The organism is Pseudomonas sp. B10(2017) (genome assembly GCF_002113295.1).
In the GTDB taxonomy this organism is placed as follows: domain Bacteria; phylum Pseudomonadota; class Gammaproteobacteria; order Pseudomonadales; family Pseudomonadaceae; genus Aquipseudomonas; species Aquipseudomonas pudica.
Genome location: NZ_NEJU01000008.1, coordinates 178,244 through 197,705 on the forward strand (window position 1 = coordinate 178,244; position 19,462 = coordinate 197,705).

The window sequence follows — 19,462 nt, forward strand, 5'->3', positions numbered from 1 at the left end:
ACAAAAATTCATGCCAAAGGTTTGCCGATGAAGCTTGTTCAAACGAACATTCCCGATGTAGTCATAGTGGAACCCGCCGTGTACGAGGATGATCGCGGGTGGTTCACGGAAACCTTCAATGAAACCCGTTTTCATGGTGCATTGCTCGAGCTTGGCCTGAGCAAGCCCCGTGCGTTCGTCCAGGACAACCACTCCATGTCCCACCGCGGCGTCTTGCGTGGGCTGCATTTCCAGCGCTCTCCAAACGCCCAGGGCAAGCTGGTGCGTGTGGTGCGTGGTGCGGTCTACGACGTGGCCGTCGATATCCGTCCGGGCTCTCCGACCTTCGGGCAATGGGTAGGGGTGGAGTTGAGCGAGCGCAACAACCGCATGTTGTGGATCCCCGAAGGTTTTGCGCACGGTTTTGTCGCACTCGAGGACGAGACACACTTCCTGTACAAAACCACGGATGTGTACAACAAGGAAGCAGAAGGCAGTATCCACTGGGATGACCCCGACCTGGCGATTGACTGGCCGATGCGCGATGGCCTCATCGTCAGCGAAAAGGACAACCAGGCCCCATCGTTCCGGCATCACTTGAGTTCCGCCGATGAAGGCACCCTGGCCCAGGTCGAGCTTTTCAAGGTGCTGGGCGATCACCGCGGCCAGTTGGTGGCTCTGCAAGCCCTGGACAATGTGCCCTTTGCCATCCAGCGAGTGTACTACCTGACCGAGACGCTGCCCGGGGTTTCCCGCGGCTTCCACGCCCACAAGGAGCTCAACCAGTTGGCCATCTGCGTGTCCGGGCGCTGCCGGATGGTGATGGATGACGGTACCACCCGCACCGACCATTGGCTGGACGCGTTCAACAAAGGCATCCTGATTCCGCCCATGGTCTGGCACGAAATGCATGATTTCAGCCCGGATTGCGTGCTGCTGGTGCTGGCCGATGCGCACTACGACGAGGCCGACTACATTCGTGACTACACCACGTTCAAGGAGCTGAAACGCGATGCCTAGCATTCATCAACTGGCCGATGTGAAAAGCGATGCCATAGGTGAAGGCACCCGGGTCTGGCAATTTGTCGTGATCATGAAAGGTGCGCAGATCGGGCGTAATTGCAACATCTGCGCGCATACCCTGATTGAAGGCGATGTAGTGCTGGGCGATAACGTCACGGTCAAGTCCGGCGTTTACCTCTGGGATGGCACCCGCATAGCCGATGACGTATTCATCGGCCCCAATGCCACCTTTACCAACGATGCGATGCCACGTTCCAAGGTTTATCCGGAACAGTTCAACGGCATTACCCTGGAGCGCGGAGCCAGCATTGGCGCCAATGCCACCTTGCTGCCAGGTGTTGTCGTAGGCGAGTACGCCATGGTGGGAGCAGGGGCGGTGGTGACCAAAGACGTCCCGCCTTATGCCGTTGTCGTAGGGAATCCAGCAAAAATTATCAGGGTGATAGACCGCAATGGTTAAGTTTCTCGATCTACAGGGTGTGAATGCGCAATACCGTCAGGCATTGATTGATGCCTGCACCGAGGTCATCGACTCGGGCTGGTACATCATGGGCGAGAAGCTCAAGCAGTTCGAAGCCCAGTTCGCCAGCTACTGCGGGGTGAAGCACTGCATTGGCGTGGCCAATGGCCTGGATGCGCTGATACTGACCTTGCGTGCCTGGAAACAACTCGGCCGTATCGCCGAGGGCGACGAGGTGCTGGTGCCTGCCAACACCTATATCGCCACCATCCTCGCGATTACCGAGAACAAGCTGGTGCCGGTGCTGGTAGAGCCCGACGAGGCCAGCTTCAACCTGGGTGCACACAACCTCGCGCAAGCGCTGACCCCGCGTACCCGGGTGATCATGCCGGTGCACCTTTACGGGCGCCTGGCCGACATGCCGGCTATCAACGCATTCGCCAGGCAGCATGGCCTGCTGGTGCTGGAGGACTCTGCCCAGTCCCACGCTGCCGAACTGGATGGGCGCCGCGCGGGTGCCTGGGGTGATGCTTCGGGCTTCAGCTTCTACCCGGGCAAGAACCTGGGGGCGCTGGGTGACGCCGGAGCGGTCACCACAAATGACGATGCGCTGGCCGAGACACTGAAATCGCTGCGCAACTATGGCTCGCACGTGAAGTACATGAATATGTATCAGGGCGTGAACAGCCGCCTGGACGAATTGCAGGCTGCGCTGCTGAGCGTGAAGCTGCCGTACCTGGACGAAGAAACACGCTTGCGCCAGCAGGTTGCGCAGCGGTACCTGGCCGGCATCGACAACCCGGCCATCCAGTTACCTGACCCGGGCGTTGCCGGCCAGCATGCCTGGCACCTGTTCGTGGTGCGCAGCGAATGCCGTGAACAGTTGCAGCAGCACCTGGCCCAGCAAGGTGTACAGACCCTGGTGCATTATCCGATTCCACCGCACCGGCAGCAGGCCTATCCGCAACTGGCCGACCTGTCGTTGCCGCTGACCGAGCGGCTGCATGAGCAGGTGCTGAGCCTGCCCATGGATCCGACCTTGACCGAGTCCTCAATCCAGCACGTCATTGACGCCTGCAACAGCTTTTCGCGTCCTTGAGTGCCAGGTATGACCCTGATCAGAACTAGCCTGCTCAATGCCATAGCGGTTGCAGTAAAGATGGCCACCTTGCTTGGCCTCAACAAGGTGCTGGCCCTGTACGTAGGGCCGGCCGGGTATGCGGCCATCGGCCAGCTGCAGAATGCAGTGACCATGTTCACTACCCTGGCCAGCGGTGCCGTCAGCACGGGTGTGACCAAGTACACGGCGGAGTTTGCCGAACAGCCCGAAGAGCAACGCAAGGTGTGGAAAACCGCCGGCACCTTGTCGGTACTGGTTTCGCTGCTGCTTGCGGTGCTGATCATCGTGCTGCGTAAACCTTTGGCCAGTTGGTTCTTCAATGATGAATCGCTGGCTTCGGTGCTGCTGTGGTTTGCCACCACCCTGGTGTTCTTTGCCTTCAACTCATTGTTGTTGGGGGTACTCAATGGCAAGAAGGATGTGCCCCGTTATGTGCTGGCCAACATCCTGGGCAGCTTGATTTCGCTGGTCGTAACCTGCGCGCTGACCATCCAGCTAGGGCTGTACGGTGCGCTGGTAGCCTTGGCCGTGTACCAGTCGTTGAGCTTTGTGGCCACCTTGCTGATCTGCATGCGCACGCCCTGGTTCCACCTGGCGGACTTTTTTGGTGGCCTGGACCGGCAGGCCCTGGGCCGGCTGTCGAAGTTCGCGCTGATGGCTGTGGTCACGGCCTGCTCCCTGCCGGTTTGCCATGTGTTCCTGCGGGACTACCTGGGCAACACCTTCGGCTGGGAGCAAGCCGGCTACTGGGAGGCCATGTGGCGCCTGAGTTCGGCGTACCTGATGCTGATCACCACCACCCTGGCGGTTTACTACCTGCCGCGGCTGTCCGAACTGGCAGATGCCGGCGAGCTGCGCCGGGAGATCCTGCAGGGCTACAAGCTGATCCTGCCCATGACCATTCTCGCCGGGCTGGTGATCTACCTGCTGCGCGACTTCATCATCCAGGTACTGTTCTCTGAATCGTTCCTGCCAATGCGCGAGCTGTTCGCCTGGCAGATGGTCGGCGACAGCCTGAAGATCGCCAGTTGGCTGATGGCCTACCTGATGCTGGGCAAGGCCCTGACGCGGCTGTATCTGGTGACGGAAATCCTCGCCACCCTGTCGCTGTACGGCTTGACGGTGTACCTCACGCAGCTTTGGGGTTACGAGAAGGTCACGCTGGCCTATGCAGTCAATTACCTGTTGTACGCGATTGTCATGTACTTCACGGTTTTCCGGCGTTTGCCGTCGATTGTCGCTGATTCGGCACGGAGCTGAGCAATGAAGCAAGTGGTGGAGCAGCTGCAGGCTCGGATACTGACGGCAGCGCCGGGACCGGCTTTGACCCAGGCGCAAGTCTATGGCGCGCTGCTCTGGGCCGTGGACCTGGACATCTACGAGGCTGCCGCGCTGGAGCGCCACCTGGTGGCCCGGTGCGCCAGCCAGGTCACGCTGCCAGCTGCCAGCAACGTATCGCGCGGCTGCCTGCATGTGGTCAGCGAACCCTATATGCAAGGCGGGCATACCCGGCTGATGGAGCGCCTGGCGCGCATGCACGAGGGGCCTGTGGACCTGCTGGTCGCGCGCAGCGCCAAGCCCCAGGTGCTCGAACGCCTGGCAGGCTATTTCGCCCATATCGAGGTGGCGCGCGGCGATGACCCGTGCGCCCGCCTGCAGTCCATCGTCGACACCCTGGCCCAGTACGACAAGGTGGTGTTGCACATTCACCCGGACGACATCATCACCACCGTCGCCTGCGGCCTGCTGAAGCAACAACGTGGCGCCGCGCTGACAGTGTATTTCGTCAACCATGCCGACCACGTGTTCAGCTTTGGCGCGTCGGTGGCCGACGTGTATTTCGAGATCAGCGCCTACGGGCACCATCTGGACAAGAAAAAGCACCTCACCTGCCAGAAGAGCTTCCTGGCGATCCCGATCGAGACCAGCGGCGCCAAAGTGCCGGATGCCGTGCCAACCCACGAGCGGATCAAGGTGTTCAGCGCTGCCTCGGCGGCCAAGTACAAGCCCCACGGCGGCCTGGACATGCGTCCGTCGATCACGGCGATTCTTCAGCGTTTCCCCAATGCCGAGTGCTGGATCATCGGTGCCAACCCCCTGACCAACACCTGGTGGTGGACAGTGAAGCTGCGCTACCCCAAGCGCTTCTTCATCCGCCGTCACCTGCCGTACAAGGACTACCTGGCCTTTGCGGAAAAAGCCGACTTCTACCTGGACAGCTACCCTATACCCGGTGGCACGGCGTTCGCCGAGCAATTGCTCAAGGGCCGGCGTTGCGTGGGGCTGGTGGCGCCGATTCAGGGCTATTCCCCGGCAGACGGCCTGAAGGTGGCTAGCATCGACCAGCTGCTGGCCAGCATCGAACAACCCCGGCCCAGTGCCTCGGTGGTGGAAGCGGTGCAGCGGGTCAACTCGCTGGAGTCGGTGAAAGCGCGTTACCTGGCTTGCATCGAGCGGGGCGAATTCAGCGAGAACGAACTGGCAGCCATGTTGCCGTGGACGGGCAACCTCGATTTCATGAAACCGACAGGTAAGGTCACTAGCATGATCCCTGCGGATGTCTTCGATGCCCTGTGCCGCATAGACACGAACCTGGCGTTGCGAACGCTGTTTGCCTACGCCTGGGTGCCGAGAATCAAGCTCTTGATCAAGGTAACGCTGTTCCGGCTGGCCAGGCTGACCAGAGCGCGAGGGTGAGTGTGATCAAGATCTTTATCGGCGTGCTGTTCTGCCTGCTGTTCTTCAGCGACTTCGTCGTGTTGACGTTGGGGCTGGGCAGTGTGTTTGCCGGTTGGCGAGAAATGATCAGCCTGCTGATGATCATGTGGCTGCTGCTGCGGGTGCTGGCCAGTGTCTCGGCACGTGGCATGGTCAGCCTCGAAGTCGCACGGTGGTTACTCGTCGTGCTGTTCTTCGTCTTCCTGTATTTGCTGTTCGGCGACCTTAGCGCGTCGTCGGTGCGCATGTTCCGCGCACTGGCCGTGCCGGTGTTCGTCGGCATGGCGGTGGCTATCTGGTCCCAAGCGGTGCCGGCCGAAAAGAAGCTGCGCCATGTGTACTGGTCGGTGCTGGCAATGAGCGTACTCACCGGCGTGTATGCGTTTTACCAGTACCTAACCATCGCCTCGGCCGAGCAGTTCTGGTACTGGCCGCTGCTTACCGCCAAAGGCTATGAGTTGCAACCCTACAACTCGATGCGTGACGGGCTGCCGCGGGTTTCTGGCTTCTTTACCGGCACGCTGGAATTTTCTGCAGTTATCCTCAATACCGCCGCCATGACCCTGGCCGTGTTGCTCAGCGGGCGCAACTGGTCTTTGACCCGGCGCCTGCTGCTGAGTGTTGCCTTCCTGCTGCTGTGCGGGCTGATTGTGATCGGTTCGGTGCGTACGGCCATGATCGGCCTGGTGTGCATCTGCTCGATGCTGGTGGCAGCCCGGGTGCTGCGCACGGCCTGGCTGATCTCGCTGCTGGGCTACCTGCAGTTCGTGGGCCTGACCGTGGCGATTTTCGCCTACCTGTCGATGGGCTACACCGGGGACTTGTCGGCACTGGACCGCGAGCGGCAGTGGCTGCACATGTTTGAGGTGCTTGGCGCGCACCCCATGGGCTATGGCTTTGGCGCGGTAGGCCCGGGCCAGTCGCACTGGTTCGATTCGTTCTGGCTCAATCTGCTGGCCACCTGCGGTCTGGTCGGCCTGCTGATCATGGCCGGGTTGATCCTTTGGTATCACAAGCTGGTGACGATCATCGTGCGGGACAGGCCTCGCGCCAGCTCCTGGAAAAACGGCCTGGGCAACTTCGTGATTGCCAGCTACCCGTTCTTCCTGAGCTCGTTCTTCTTCCAGTCCTATACGAACAGTGTTGTCCTCTATATTTTCGCGATCGTGGTGATGGTGATCATTGGTGAAAACAGAAGAACAAAAGTTGAGCTTGGCAGTCCTGATCGTTCTGTACCGGAAAGCTAGCCAGGACTCGATTGCCCTGCAGTCGTTGCTCGCGCAGCAGGCGTTGCTGCGTGACGAGGGTATCGACCTGCAGCTGTACGTCTGGAACAACTCCCCCGGCGTGGCACAGCCGTGCCCGGGCGTACGCTGGTACGAGGCGGACAACCAGCGGTTGTCGGTGGTCTACAACCAGGTGGCCGAACAGGCGTTTGCCGCCGGGGTCGACCTGTTCATGATCTCGGACGACGACACCAACTATTCGGATGTAAGCCTTTCCCACTGCCTGGAGCAGATTCAGCAAGTGCTCAACACGCATGATGGTAATCAGGTTGGTGTATACCTGCCAATGATGGTCAGTAACAACCAATTGGTCAGCCCTGGAGCACGTTGGCAATTCAAGGGCCGTTTGACACCCTCCGTAACCCCCGGCGTAGTCCCTTCAAAGAACCTTGTAGGTATCAACAGCGGCTTGATCTTCACCAAAGCCTGCTACCAGCGCATGTCGCCGTTTTACGATGAGCGTCTACGCTTTTATGCCACCGACAGCAACTTTTTTATTCGCTATGAAGAGGTATTTCCTAAAGCCTGCGTGCTAGATGTGATGATTGCACATGACCTGTCCGAGCACAGCGCCGATACTCCTGCGCGCGCTTTGTTTCGGTTTGAGGAGATGGTATTCGGCCTGCGTATCAGTTTCGAATCACACTCGTTGGCAATTCGTGGTTTGCTAAATGCCTATCTGCTGTATGCCGCTGTGCGTAAGGCCGTGGCTTACCGTCGCCTGTCTTTCTTGAAGGCATTGTTTGTCACTAGGGAGTTGGCGAAATGAACGACAAGCAAAGGAGCGGCGCCGGGAAGCAGTTTCATTGTGCCCACCTACTGAATGATTACAGCGGCAGCCCACGTGTGTTGGGGCAGACCATCTCCGCTTTACGGGAACGGGGGCACGCATGCAGCGTGTATGTCGGGAGCAATGGACGAGGCGTATTGGATGAGCTGGATGTTCCCGCTTATAAATATGCGTACAGGCGTTTCGGCAGCCGCTGGCTAACTTTACTTGCATATCTCTGGTCCCAGCTCGTTCTGTTTCTTGTCCTTTTCAGGCGCTTGCGGCCCGGTGCAATAGTTCTGGTCAACACAATGATGCCGTTTGGTGCAGCGCTGGCTGGAAGACTTCGAGGCGCGGCTGTGGTCTATCACCTGCACGAAACGTCGATCAAACCGGCCGTGCTCAAAAAATTTCTTCGGTGGGTAATCGGTTGCTGTGCCTGCAAAGTCCTATATGTTTCAAAATACCTGCAGCAAAATGATGCGATTGGGTGCGTGCCTGGGATCACGGTTTACAACGGTCTGGCTGAATCATTTCAGTGCCAGGCTGCTTCCACCGTTTATAAGCACCTCCATAACGGGCAGTTTAACGTCTTGATGTTGACCTCCTTGAAGGCTTACAAAGGCGTTAACGAATTTGTGGGGTTGGCGTCGGCTATGATTGACCAACCTCAGGTAAAGTTCACTTTGGTTCTTAGCGCCAGCCGCGGTGAGGTGGGCGAATATTTCAAGAACATGGCAGTACCCGAAAACCTAGATCTTCATCCTGCCACTTCGGATGTGGGACGTTTCTACTCAAGCGCCAGCTTGGTAATGAATCTGTCTCGCGTCGACAGCTGCGTCGAAACCTTTGGCCTGACCATTCTCGAGGCGATGGCTTTCGGCATCCCGACCATCGTGCCCCCGGTAGGCGGCCCGGTCGAACTGGTCAGCGATGGGGTAGAAGGCTACCAGATCGATTCGAGGAACCATGAACAACTGGTGCGTACCGTTGCGCGCCTGTCGCAGGACCCACAGGTGTGCCAGGCATTGTCCGAACGCGCACGCAGGAAAGCGAGTGAGTTTTCCACTGCCAACTTCCAGAAAAATATCGTGATGGTGTTTGATGACCTATAAGATTGCAGTGATTGGTACGGTAGGTTTGCCCGCTCAATACGGTGGTTGGGAAACACTGACCGAACAATTGGTGCGCAACCTGCCGGGTGACTGCGAACTCACCGTATATTGCAGTGCGCCCCATTACCCCCAGCGCCCGAAGTTTTTCGAACGTGCCCGCCTGGTCTACCTGAACCTCAAGGCCAATGGCGTGCAAAGCATTCCGTACGATGTGCTGAGCATGCTGCACGCCTACCGCAAACATGACCTGATGCTGATTCTGGGTGTTTCCGGCTGCATTGCCCTGCCATTCATGCGCCTGCTGACCCGCAAGCCGATCGTGGTGAACATCGACGGCTATGAATGGAAGCGCGCCAAGTGGTCCAACTTCGCCCGCTGGTTCCTGAAGTTGTCCGAAGCGGTGGCCGTGCGTTTTGCCCACGCGGTCATCACCGACAACAAGGTGTTGCAGGAATACGTGACCGCCGAATACAACAAACCCAGCGAACTGATTGCCTACGGTGGCGACCAGGCCCGGGCCGGCGAGCCAGGCGAGCAAGCCCGCCAGGCTTACTCTTTCCTGAATGCGTCCTATGCCTTTACGGTGTGCCGCATCGAGCCGGAGAACAACATTCATGTCATTCTCGAAGCCTTCGCCGGCTCTGGCATGCCGCTGGCAATCATCGGCAACTGGAACCACAGCGAATACGGCGTGCAACTGCGCAAGCAATACGAAGGGGTGAGCAACATTCACCTGCTGGATCCGATCTACGACGTGGAGCAACTGAGCCCGCTGCGCAGCAATGCCACGGTGTACCTGCATGGCCACAGCGCCGGCGGCACCAACCCGTCGCTTGTCGAAGCCATGTGGCTCGGCCTGCCGGTGGTGGCCTTCGATGTGTCGTTCAACCGCGCCACCACCGAAGATCAGGCGCTGTACTTTGCCGATAGCAGCTCGCTGCGCAACCACGCCCAAGCCCTGTTTGCCGATGAGGACGCCCGTGCGCAGCTATCGGCGCGCCTGCATGAAATTGCCAACCGCCGATACCGATGGTCGGTGGTGGCAGAGCAGTACCGTAGCGTGTTCACCCGCCTGCTGGGCCGGGCGGGGAGAGGCTGATGGCCGAGCAAGGTAACGGGCAACGGCCAGGTATCCTGGCCACTGGCGGTAGCGGTTTTGTCGGCAAGGTGTTGCTGCAGCGGCTTGCTGCAGACACTCGCTGGGCGCCGCGCGCGCTGGTACGGCAGGCGCCCGGCCAGCGGCTGGCGGGCGTCGACTACCGGCCATTCAGCGAACTGGCAGCGGTGGATGTTGCGTCCGGGCATTTCGAGCAGGTCGACACCATAATCCACCTGGCCTCCCGAGTGCACGTAATGCAGGAAACCGCCGCCGATCCGCTGGCCGAGTTCCGCCGGGTAAACGTGGAGGGTACCCTGAGCCTGGCCCGAGCCGCCGCCCAGGCCGGTGTGCGGCGCTTCATTTTTGTAAGTTCGGTGAAGGTGAACGGCGAAACCACCAACGGCCGCCAGCCGTTCACCGCCGACGACCCCCCCGCGCCGTCGGACCCGTACGGCATCTCCAAGCGCGAAGCCGAAGACGGCCTGCGCCAACTGGCGGCTGAAACCGGGCTGGAGGTGGTGATTGTGCGCCCGGTGCTGGTGTATGGTCCAGGCGTGAAAGCCAACTTCCGCAGCATGATGAACTGGCTGAGCAAAGGCGTGCCGCTGCCGTTTGGCGCCATCCACAACAAACGCAGCCTGGTGGCGCTGGACAACCTGGTGGACCTGCTGGTGACCTGCATCGACCACCCGGCCGCCGCCAACCAGACTTTTCTGGCCAGCGACGGCCACGATCTGTCCACCACTGAACTGCTGCAACTGCTGGGCAAGGCGCTGGGCAAGCCAGCCAGGTTGTTGCCCGTGCCCGCCGCCTGGTTGAAAGGCGCGGCCACCTTGGCCGGCAAGGCCGGGCTGGCCCAGCGCCTGTGCGGCTCGCTGCAGGTAGACATTGGCAAAACACGTGAATTGCTGGGCTGGCAGCCCCCGCTGGATGTCGACCAGGCACTGCGGGCCACGGCACTAAACTTTCTGAAAGAGCAAGACAAATGATGGCATGGTGGCTTATCCCCCTGGTCGCAGGGGTATCCCTGCTTTTGACCGCATTGCTGCGGCGCTACGCCCTGAACAAGCAGATCATCGACGTGCCCAACGCGCGCAGTTCGCACACCGTGCCCACCCCACGGGGTGGCGGTGTGGCTATTGTGCTGAGCTTTCTTGGCTGCCTGCCGCTACTGGGCCTGGCGGGCGCAGTGCCGCTGCCGGCACTGGTTGCCATCGGCGGGGCAGGGGCTCTGATCGCGGTAATCGGCTTCATGGACGACCACGGCCACATCGCTGCCCGCTGGCGCCTGCTTGGCCACTTCGCCGCGGCCGCCTGGATGCTGTACTGGCTGGGTGGCCTGGCGCCGCTGCAAGTGTTCGGCTTTACCCTGGACCTGCAGTGGTTCGGCTACATCCTGGCCGCGTTCTACAGCGTGTGGATGCTCAACCTGTATAACTTCATGGATGGTATCGACGGCATCGCCAGCGTCGAAGCGGTGACCGCCTGCCTGGGCATGGTGCTGCTCTCGGCCCTGGCCGGTATGCCACAGTTGATGGCGCTGCCACTGTTGCTGGCCGCGGCCACGCTGGGCTTCCTGTTCTGGAACTTCCCGCCGGCCAGGATCTTCATGGGTGACGCCGGCAGTGGCTTCCTTGGTATCGTGCTGGCAGGCTTGTCGCTGCAGGCGGCCTGGGCCGCGCCGCAGCTTTTCTGGTGCTGGTTGATCCTGTTGGGCGTGTTCGTGGTCGACGCTACCTTCACCCTGATCCGCCGCCTGCTGCGCGGCGACAAGGTCTACGAAGCGCATCGCAGCCATGCCTACCAGTTCGCCTCGCGTCACTACGGCAAGCACTTGCCGGTGACGCTGGCAGTGGCCGGGCTCAACCTGTTCTGGCTCCTGCCGGTGGCCCTGTGTGTGCTGTTGCTGGGCCTGGACGGCGTGTTGGGCGTGATCATCGCCTACCTGCCATTGGCGTTTCTGGCCGTGCGCTGGCGCGCCGGTGAACTCGAACACTAGCTAGAGTGATAGAAAGAAGACGCTAGACATGTCACTTTGCAACACTCTCAGAGGTTCTATGGATAAGCTGCGCTCAAGACTGCTTGGACTACCTCGACGCCACAAACGGCTGATCCAGGTAGCGACCGATGTAATTCTGGTCTGGTTCGCGCTGTGGCTGGCGTTTGTCGTGCGCCTGGGCATCGATGACCTGGCCAACCCTGTCCGTGATCACACCTGGCTGTTCATAACGGCGCCGATCATCTCGATCCCGTTGTTCATCCGCTTTGGTCTTTACCGGGCGGTGATGCGCTATTTCGGCAATGACGCACTGATCGCCATCATCAAGGCGGTGACCCTGTCGGCGCTGATCCTCGGTTTCATCATCTACTGGGCCAGCAACCACCAGAACGTGGTACCGCGCTCGATCACCTTCAACTACTGGTGGCTGAGCCTGATCATGGTCGGCGGCCTGCGCCTGGCCATGCGCCAGTACTTCCTCGGCGACTGGTTTGCCACAGCCGTACAGCACGTGCCCTTCGCCAACCGCGACGACGGCCTGCCACGGGTGGCCGTCTACGGCGCCGGCTCGGCCGGTAACCAGCTGGTGGCGGCGCTGCGCATGGGCAAGGCCATGCGCCCGGTAGCGTTCATCGACGACGATGTCAGCATCACCGACCGTGTGATCGCCGGCCTTCAGGTGTACCAGCCGGAACAGCTGCAACGCATGATCGACGATACCGGCGCCGAAGAAATCCTGCTGGCGCTGCCCTCGGTCAGCCGCAGCCGTCGTCGCGAAATCCTCAACCTGCTGGAAGGTTACCCACTGCACGTGCGCAGTGTGCCCGGCTTCATGGACCTGGCCAGCGGCCGGGTCAAGGTGGACGACATCCAGGAGGTGGACATTGCCGACCTGCTTGGCCGCGACGCGGTGCCTGCCCAAGGCGACCTGCTACAGCACTGCATCATCGACCAGACGGTCATGGTGACCGGGGCCGGCGGCTCGATCGGCTCCGAGCTGTGCCGCCAGATCCTCGGGCAGACACCGCGCACCCTGCTGTTGTTCGATCACAGCGAATTCAACCTGTACACCATTGCCGGCGAACTGGAGCAGCGCATCATTCGCGAAGGCCTGGCCGTGCAGCTGATCCCCATCCTCGGCTCGGTCCGCGACCAGGCCAAGATGCTCGATGTGATGCGCGCCTGGCAAGTGGACACCGTGTACCACGCCGCGGCCTACAAGCACGTACCGATCGTCGAGCACAACATTGCCGAAGGCCTGTCGAACAACGTGTTCGGCACCCTGTACACCGCTCAGGCCGCGCTGCAGGCCGGCGTTGCCAACTTTGTGCTGATTTCCACCGACAAGGCCGTGCGCCCCACCAACGTGATGGGCAGTACCAAGCGCCTGGCCGAAATGGTGCTGCAGGCCCTTAGCCGCGAGCTGGCGCCAGTACTGATGGGCGACACCGGCAACGTCTCGCAGGTGAACAAGACCCGCTTCACCATGGTGCGTTTCGGCAACGTGCTGGGTTCGTCGGGCTCGGTCATTCCGCTGTTCCACAAGCAGATCAAGGCGGGTGGGCCGTTGACCGTGACCCACCCGAAAATCACCCGCTACTTCATGACCATCCCCGAGGCCGCGCAACTGGTGATCCAGGCCGGTTCCATGGGGCAAGGCGGTGACGTGTTCGTGCTGGACATGGGCGAACCAGTGAAGATCGTGGAGCTGGCGGAAAAGATGATTCACCTGTCCGGCTTCAGCATCCGCTCCGAGCGCAACCCGCTGGGTGACATTGCCATCAACTTCACCGGCCTGCGCCCGGGCGAGAAGTTGTACGAAGAGCTGCTGATCGGCGACAACGTGATTGCCACCCGCCACCCCATGATCATGAGCGCAAACGAGGACTACCTGCCCTGGGATGTGCTGAAGCAGCGCCTTGACGCCCTGCGCGTGGCGACTGCGGAAGATGACTTTGCCACCGTGCGACAGCTGCTGCGTGACACCGTAAGCGGCTACGTGCCTGGCGGCGACATTGTGGATTGGTTGTACCAGCGCCGACGCATGGAGCCCTGAACGCTGCACTTACAAAATGAACGGCGGTGCCGATACAGGAACGCCTACATGAACTTCAAACGCTGTGAAGTTTGAACGCGGGAATTGGGAAGAACTGAACGATGACTATTCTGGTAACTGGTGGTGCGGGCTTCATTGGCGCGAACTTCGTGCTGGACTGGCTGGCCGGCAATGATGAGCCCGTGGTCAACCTCGACAAACTCACCTATGCAGGCAACCTGCAGACACTGAGCAGCCTGCAGGGTGACGCGCGGCATATTTTCGTGCATGGCGACATTGGTGATTCCGCGCTGGTGGACCAGCTGCTGAAAACCCACCAGCCACGCGCCATCGTCAACTTTGCCGCCGAGTCCCACGTCGACCGTTCGATCCACGGCCCGGAAGATTTCATCGAAACCAACATCGTCGGCACCTTCCGCCTGCTGGAAGCAGTACGCGCCTACTGGGGCGGCCTGGATGACCAAGCGCGCCAGGCGTTCCGTTTCCTGCATGTGTCCACCGATGAAGTTTACGGTTCGCTGGCCGCCGACGAACCTGCCTTCACCGAAACGCACCAGTACCAGCCCAACAGCCCGTACTCGGCCAGCAAGGCCGCCAGCGACCACCTGGTGCGCTCGTACCACCACACCTACGGCCTGCCGGTGCTAACCACCAATTGCTCGAACAACTACGGCCCTTATCACTTCCCGGAAAAGCTCATCCCGCTGATGATCGTCAACGCCCTGGCCGGCAAACCGCTGCCGGTATACGGCGACGGCCAGCAGATTCGCGACTGGCTGTACGTCAAGGACCACTGCAGCGCCATCCGCCGCGTGCTGGAAGCTGGCAAGACCGGCGAGGTGTACAACGTGGGCGGTTGGAACGAAAAGCCCAACCTGGAGATCGTCAACCGCGTGTGCGCTCTGCTGGACGAACTGCGCCCCCGCGCCGACGGCAAGCCCTACGCCGAGCAGATCACTTACGTGACCGACCGCCCAGGCCATGACCGTCGATATGCCATCGACGCCCGCAAGCTTGAGCGCGAACTGGGTTGGAAGCCTGCCGAAACCTTCGAAACCGGTATTCGCAAGACCGTGGCCTGGTACCTCGACAACCAGGAGTGGGTGCAGAACGTACAGTCTGGAAGCTACCGCGACTGGGTCGAAAAAAACTACGCAGGGCGCTCGGCATGAAGATTCTGCTACTGGGCAAGGACGGCCAGGTAGGTTGGGAGCTGCAACGCAGCCTGGCCCCGCTGGGCCAGGTGCTGGCGCTCAATTCCCGCAGCAAGGCACACTGCGGCGACCTGGCCAATCTGCCGGGTCTGGCTGAAACCGTGCGCGCCTACGCCCCCGATGTAATCGTCAACGCCGCCGCCTACACCGCCGTTGACAAGGCGGAGAGCGACCGCGAGCAAGTCTTCAAGGTTAACGCCGAAGCCGTCGGCGTGCTGGCCCGCGCCGCTGCCGACTGCGGAGCACTGCTGGTGCATTACTCTACCGATTACGTGTTCCCGGGGCAGGGCACTCAAGCCTGGCGCGAAGACGACAGCGTCGGCCCACTGAATGTCTATGGCGAAAGCAAGCTGGCCGGCGAACAGGCCATCCAGGCTGCCGGTTGCCAGCACCTGATCTTCCGCACCTGCTGGGTGTATGCCGCTCGCGGCAACAATTTCGCCAAGACCATGCTGCGCCTGGCTGCGGAACGCGACAGCCTGGGCGTTATCGACGACCAGCATGGCGCCCCGACCGGTGCCGAACTGATCGCCGACATCACCGCCCACGCCATCACCGCCACCCGCCGCGACCCGGCCCTGGCCGGCCTGTACCACCTGGCGGCGGCCGGCGAAACCACCTGGTGCGGCTACGCTCGTTATGTGCTGGAGCAGGCAGTGGCCCTGGGTGTGCCATTGAAAGCCCACGCCGAACAGGTCAACCCATTGACCACCGACGCCTACCCGACCCCGGCCAAGCGGCCGGCCAATTCGCGTCTGGACACCCATAAACTGCAGCAAGCCTTTGCCCTGACCCTGCCAGACTGGCGCCTGGGTGTGGCTCGCATGCTTTCGGAAATACACGAGAAATGACCACTATGAAGCGTAAAGGCATCATTCTGGCGGGCGGGTCGGGTACCCGTCTGCACCCCGCGACCCTGGCTATTTCCAAGCAGCTGCTGCCGGTGTACGACAAGCCGATGATCTACTACCCGCTGACCACCCTGATGCTGGCGGGTATCCAGGACATCCTGATCATCTCCACCCCGCAGGACACCCCGCGTTTCGAGCAACTGCTGGGCGACGGCCACCAGTGGGGCATCAACATCAGCTACGCCGTGCAGGCTTCGCCAGACGGCCTGGCACAGGCCTTCCTGATTGGTGAGGAATTCATCGGCAACGACCTGTCGGCGCTGGTGCTGGGCGACAACATCTATTACGGCCACGACTTCCAGCAACTGCTGCGCAACGCCATGGATCGCGACGAAGGCGCCAGTGTGTTCGCCTACCACGTGCACGACCCCGAGCGTTACGGCGTGGTCGAGTTCGATGAGAAGGGCAAGGCGATCAGCCTGGAGGAAAAGCCGACCAAGCCGAAGTCCAGTTACGCCGTGACCGGGTTGTACTTCTACGACAAGGACGTGGTCGAGATTGCCAAAGGGATCAAGCCGTCTGCGCGGGGTGAACTGGAGATTACCGATTTGAACCGGGTGTACCTGGAGCAGAACCGGTTGTCGGTGGAGATCATGGGGCGCGGGTATGCCTGGCTGGATACCGGGACGCATGATTCGTTGCTAGAGGCGAGTGGGTATATCGCGACCATTGAGCGGCGGCAGGGGTTGAAGGTGGCTTGTCCGGAAGAGGTGGCGTACAGGCAGGGGTGGATTGGGGCGGAACAGTTGTTGAAGCTGGCGGAGCCGTTGGCTAAGAATGGGTATGGGCAGTATTTGAAGAGGTTGGTGGGGGATAGGGTTTATTGAGAGGTGCTGGGGCTCGCCCCTTGAGAGTGAGGTCTTGAGGGGTCGTGCCTTATAATCAAAGCTTGATTGGGAGAGGGCGCCTTTTGTCGCCCATGCAGAGGCTATTCCGTGAGGTCGTTCAAGGGCTTTACGATGCATTTACAAGAGACTCTTTCGCCTAGAGAGTCTTGGTAGAAGGCCATTATGCTCAATTCTCCAGATATATCAGGAATAGGGAAATGAACGCTCTGTGACGCTTCGTACCAGCGAATGTCATGTTTTTTTCCGTCCACTAGCAAGTAAAATGCGAAGATCCCGCTCTCGTGCACTCTTCCATTCATTATAAGTGAGCAATGCGCAAAGATGCCTTGCTCTGACTTTTTGGCAGTTACGGTAATCGTTGCTCCTTCAGAAATAAGCAGTGAGTCCTTCGGCGTAGATTCGGGCACTGATTCAAAGGAACTATTCGCAAATGCGATTGACTTCAGCTGTGTGAGAGCTTCTTTATAGTATTGCTCGCAATAGTGGAAGGGAGACACGCCCCAGCGGTGATGTTCATCTGACGAAAAAAGCTGGGGTGGGAAGTGCAAAAATTGATTTTTTTCCAACTTCCTGGCCAGTTCGTCATACATCCAGTCCAGTTCGCGGTTGGCTTTTTCAATTGTCGCTAAAGAAACTGGGAAGTTTGTGTTGCTGGTGTTTTCAAAGCGTGAGGCCCAATGCACTTTGTTAACTACGACGCAATGAAGTTTGTTTTGTTGTGCTATGGCTTCGATAAACTTGTGCATTCCTTGAAGCCATAGCGCGCGGTGCTCAGATGATCCAGACTTGATTAGTCTGAAACGATCGACGCTGCCGTCCGTCAGTAGGCCGCTTTCAACTAATTCGCTTGATCTCGTAATAATTTGTCCGGATGGCAGAGCCACAAGATCGAAACGTTCATCAATTAGATCGATCAGTATTATATCAGCGGCTTGAATCGCTTCCGTCTGAGTGAGGATTTGCTTGGAAAAATCGTATGCAACCATCCGTCTTCTGAATGCGGATGGGATACGATTTAGCGCTTTCTCATTTTCGTATGATGCACTGCATAGTGAAGCCATTGAAGATCTTGCGAAATATTCAGTTAACTTAAATGCTCGGCTATCCTCTAGATTGAATATATCTCTAGATACGCAGCTGCCGTAAATCATCAAGTTTTTGATCACTATCTTCTTCAGCCTTTTTTCTTGCTTTATGGAGGCCTGTTCCGTCAGGCCTATCACCTAATTTCAGGTCGCTCCATGCCCAGTGTTGATGACAACTCGGCAATATCCAAGATGTCGCGTAACGGTAGCAGGGATCTCATTATCCATAAGCGGCTTAGGAATGCAACGCATGCTCTGTGATCTGCTGACCATTTTCTACGAGGGCGGGCAGGCTCAAGCAGACACTAGATCAATGCTGACCTAGTTGAAGATAATTTGAACTAATTGCCCTCGAAGCGGTCGCTTTGCTTGACGCTATCATTGTGCAGGCACGTTGCTGCGAAAGAGCAACTCAGTCGAAAGCGTCGCCAGTGGACGCTTATGAAGCTCTTCCGCTGTGTACGTGCACACCTCAATTGCATAGCTAAGCGCTCCGACCATTTGGGGTTCGTGGAGCGCTTGTCCTCACTATTGGATTCAGGCTTGCGTCGGCTGTTGTTCGGATAAGACTTTCGGAGATTTGGATTTCTGATCCAGTAAGAGAGAGGAAAATTTGTTTGCTAAAGCAATAGCGGGCAAGTCAACTTTTAAATAGAAGAAATAGGAGGCTAAAAGGGTCAGGGCTATTGTTGTGACTAATGTCAGTGTCATGGCGGCAAAACTCATTCCGAGATGCTTGCAGAAGAATTGAGCCACCACAACTAGGATAAAGGTATGTAGCAGATAAAGAGAGAATGAGAGCTTGCCGAGCCACTTCATAGGCGCGCTGTCCAAAATAGCGAATGCGCGTTGTGCGTTCAGTACGCTTAGCAAAATAATCAAACCTCCGAATGCAGGTATGATCAATAGCCAGGAAGGCTGATAGCCGGTTATGGCTGACAGGGAACGGGTCATATTGCCGAGAATTGCGTAAGAAGCGCTTGCAGAATGGAAGCCAGCCAAGTACAGCCCAACGAACAAGCCGATCAGACATATTGCAGTTCGCGTGGCGCTGATTTTTTCCTCATCGAATCTAAACGTGATTAGCATCGAGCCGAGAAAAAAGAGCGATGTGTACATGGCCGTTTTGTTTGTGGACGCAGATAGTGCGAGGAACGCGGCGATACAGAAAATACGGTAGACCAAAGCATTGCCACCAAAAAGTGCGAACGCGGCAAAGATGGCGAAAGATCCTATTAGTTCTATCTGGATGGTCCAAAGTACATAGTTGTAGCGGCTGTCGCCCAAAGCCAAAGCGCCATAAATAGCGTCACGAATGGCGCCGTTCCATGTGGCATTGAACAGATATGGCGTTGAAAGAACCGGGGTCGGGCTGATATTCGGAGCTTCATAAACGCCAAGCTTCATCAGGATGCATCCGATAAGGACAGACGCAGCGACAGGCACGCCTAAGCGGATATAGCGTTTAACTGATGCTTTGCGAATTGAATCAAGCACGTCGGTGTGCCGTGAAATACTATAGGTAAGTACTAATCCGCTTAGAATGAAAAACATTGATACGGAGAAACCACCACGATAGAAGAAAGAAAACGGGCTATCAAACCATTCGATTCCGTCTAGCGGGCGGCCTTTGGTACGTACGCCCAGATGCATTGCCGGGTAGTACCAGAACAGCGCATGAGAAAAAATCACGATCACTGCGGCAAGACCGCGGATCCCATCCAACTTGGACAGACTCATTTTATGAAGTCCGCTTGTCATTTTTATTTCAATCCTATGG

The 19,462-nt window shown here is 58.8% G+C and carries 17 protein-coding genes and 1 pseudogene; 16 read left to right on the top strand and 2 right to left on the bottom strand.

Going from position 1 to position 19,462, the window contains the following annotated elements; genetic code table 11:
• Positions 1 to 27: 27 nt before the first annotated feature.
• From rfbC to rfbA, 16 genes and pseudogenes are all read left to right on the top strand, one after another.
• Positions 28 to 567: pseudogene (gene rfbC / locus CAF92_RS27670) on the top strand (dTDP-4-dehydrorhamnose 3,5-epimerase); the annotation flags it as partial.
• 57 nt (positions 568 to 624) lie between these two features.
• The gene (locus CAF92_RS27675; RefSeq protein WP_235431418.1) at positions 625 to 999 is read left to right on the top strand and encodes an FdtA/QdtA family cupin domain-containing protein; all 375 of its coding nucleotides are present in this window, start codon (positions 625 to 627) and stop codon (positions 997 to 999) included.
• Positions 992 to 1,462, top strand: coding sequence for an acyltransferase (locus CAF92_RS12720; RefSeq protein ID WP_046615538.1), 471 nt, complete (start codon positions 992 to 994; stop codon positions 1,460 to 1,462). Before CAF92_RS27675 ends, CAF92_RS12720 begins: the two co-directional genes overlap by 8 nt.
• Entirely contained in the window at positions 1,455 to 2,561 is a 1,107-nt protein-coding gene (locus CAF92_RS12725) for a DegT/DnrJ/EryC1/StrS aminotransferase family protein (RefSeq protein ID WP_046615537.1), read from the top strand. The genes CAF92_RS12720 and CAF92_RS12725 overlap by 8 nt, the downstream gene beginning before the upstream one ends.
• Before the next feature lie 9 nt (positions 2,562 to 2,570).
• Positions 2,571 to 3,842: an O-antigen translocase gene (locus CAF92_RS12730; RefSeq protein ID WP_046615536.1), complete on the top strand. Its 1,272-nt coding sequence runs from the start codon at positions 2,571 to 2,573 to the stop codon at positions 3,840 to 3,842.
• Positions 3,843 to 3,845: 3 nt separating this feature from the next.
• Positions 3,846 to 5,279 carry a hypothetical protein gene (locus CAF92_RS12735; protein WP_085601032.1) on the top strand — a complete coding sequence of 478 codons (1,434 nt, stop codon included), beginning with the start codon at positions 3,846 to 3,848 and terminating at the stop codon, positions 5,277 to 5,279.
• 2 nt (positions 5,280 to 5,281) lie between these two features.
• Positions 5,282 to 6,547: a hypothetical protein gene (locus tag CAF92_RS12740; RefSeq protein WP_178081785.1), complete on the top strand. Its 1,266-nt coding sequence runs from the start codon at positions 5,282 to 5,284 to the stop codon at positions 6,545 to 6,547.
• Entirely contained in the window at positions 6,486 to 7,355 is an 870-nt protein-coding gene (locus CAF92_RS12745; RefSeq protein WP_256573739.1) for a hypothetical protein, read from the top strand. Before CAF92_RS12740 ends, CAF92_RS12745 begins: the two co-directional genes overlap by 62 nt.
• Complete coding sequence (locus tag CAF92_RS12750; protein WP_085601035.1) at positions 7,352 to 8,470, top strand: glycosyltransferase family 4 protein; 1,119 nt, start codon at positions 7,352 to 7,354, stop codon at positions 8,468 to 8,470. Before CAF92_RS12745 ends, CAF92_RS12750 begins: the two co-directional genes overlap by 4 nt.
• Positions 8,460 to 9,569 carry a DUF1972 domain-containing protein gene (locus CAF92_RS12755; protein WP_085601036.1) on the top strand — a complete coding sequence of 370 codons (1,110 nt, stop codon included), beginning with the start codon at positions 8,460 to 8,462 and terminating at the stop codon, positions 9,567 to 9,569. Before CAF92_RS12750 ends, CAF92_RS12755 begins: the two co-directional genes overlap by 11 nt.
• A complete protein-coding gene (locus CAF92_RS12760; protein WP_085601037.1) occupies positions 9,569 to 10,558 on the top strand; it encodes an SDR family oxidoreductase in 990 nt (329 codons plus the stop codon). Before CAF92_RS12755 ends, CAF92_RS12760 begins: the two co-directional genes overlap by 1 nt.
• Complete coding sequence (locus CAF92_RS12765) at positions 10,555 to 11,568, top strand: glycosyltransferase family 4 protein (protein ID WP_046615528.1); 1,014 nt, start codon at positions 10,555 to 10,557, stop codon at positions 11,566 to 11,568. The genes CAF92_RS12760 and CAF92_RS12765 overlap by 4 nt, the downstream gene beginning before the upstream one ends.
• A gap of 58 nt (positions 11,569 to 11,626) precedes the next feature.
• Positions 11,627 to 13,624, top strand: a complete 1,998-nt coding sequence (locus CAF92_RS12770) for a nucleoside-diphosphate sugar epimerase/dehydratase (RefSeq protein WP_085601038.1) — start codon at positions 11,627 to 11,629, stop codon at positions 13,622 to 13,624.
• A 101-nt stretch (positions 13,625 to 13,725) separates the two neighbouring features.
• Positions 13,726 to 14,796 carry a dTDP-glucose 4,6-dehydratase gene (gene rfbB / locus CAF92_RS12775; RefSeq protein ID WP_085601039.1) on the top strand — a complete coding sequence of 357 codons (1,071 nt, stop codon included), beginning with the start codon at positions 13,726 to 13,728 and terminating at the stop codon, positions 14,794 to 14,796.
• A complete protein-coding gene (gene rfbD / locus CAF92_RS12780; protein WP_085601040.1) occupies positions 14,793 to 15,689 on the top strand; it encodes a dTDP-4-dehydrorhamnose reductase in 897 nt (298 codons plus the stop codon). The genes rfbB and rfbD overlap by 4 nt, the downstream gene beginning before the upstream one ends.
• A gap of 5 nt (positions 15,690 to 15,694) precedes the next feature.
• A complete protein-coding gene (rfbA, locus tag CAF92_RS12785) occupies positions 15,695 to 16,576 on the top strand; it encodes a glucose-1-phosphate thymidylyltransferase RfbA (RefSeq protein WP_046615523.1) in 882 nt (293 codons plus the stop codon).
• 101 nt (positions 16,577 to 16,677) lie between these two features.
• On the opposite strand, the gene CAF92_RS12790 is transcribed toward rfbA, so the two are convergent.
• Together CAF92_RS12790 and CAF92_RS12795 are read right to left on the bottom strand one after the other, a co-directional pair.
• Positions 16,678 to 17,820: a DUF6270 domain-containing protein gene (locus tag CAF92_RS12790; protein ID WP_256573740.1), complete on the bottom strand. Its 1,143-nt coding sequence runs from the start codon at positions 17,818 to 17,820 to the stop codon at positions 16,678 to 16,680.
• A gap of 399 nt (positions 17,821 to 18,219) precedes the next feature.
• Positions 18,220 to 19,422: an acyltransferase gene (locus CAF92_RS12795; RefSeq protein ID WP_178081786.1), complete on the bottom strand. Its 1,203-nt coding sequence runs from the start codon at positions 19,420 to 19,422 to the stop codon at positions 18,220 to 18,222.
• Between the last annotated feature and the right edge of the window lie 40 nt (positions 19,423 to 19,462).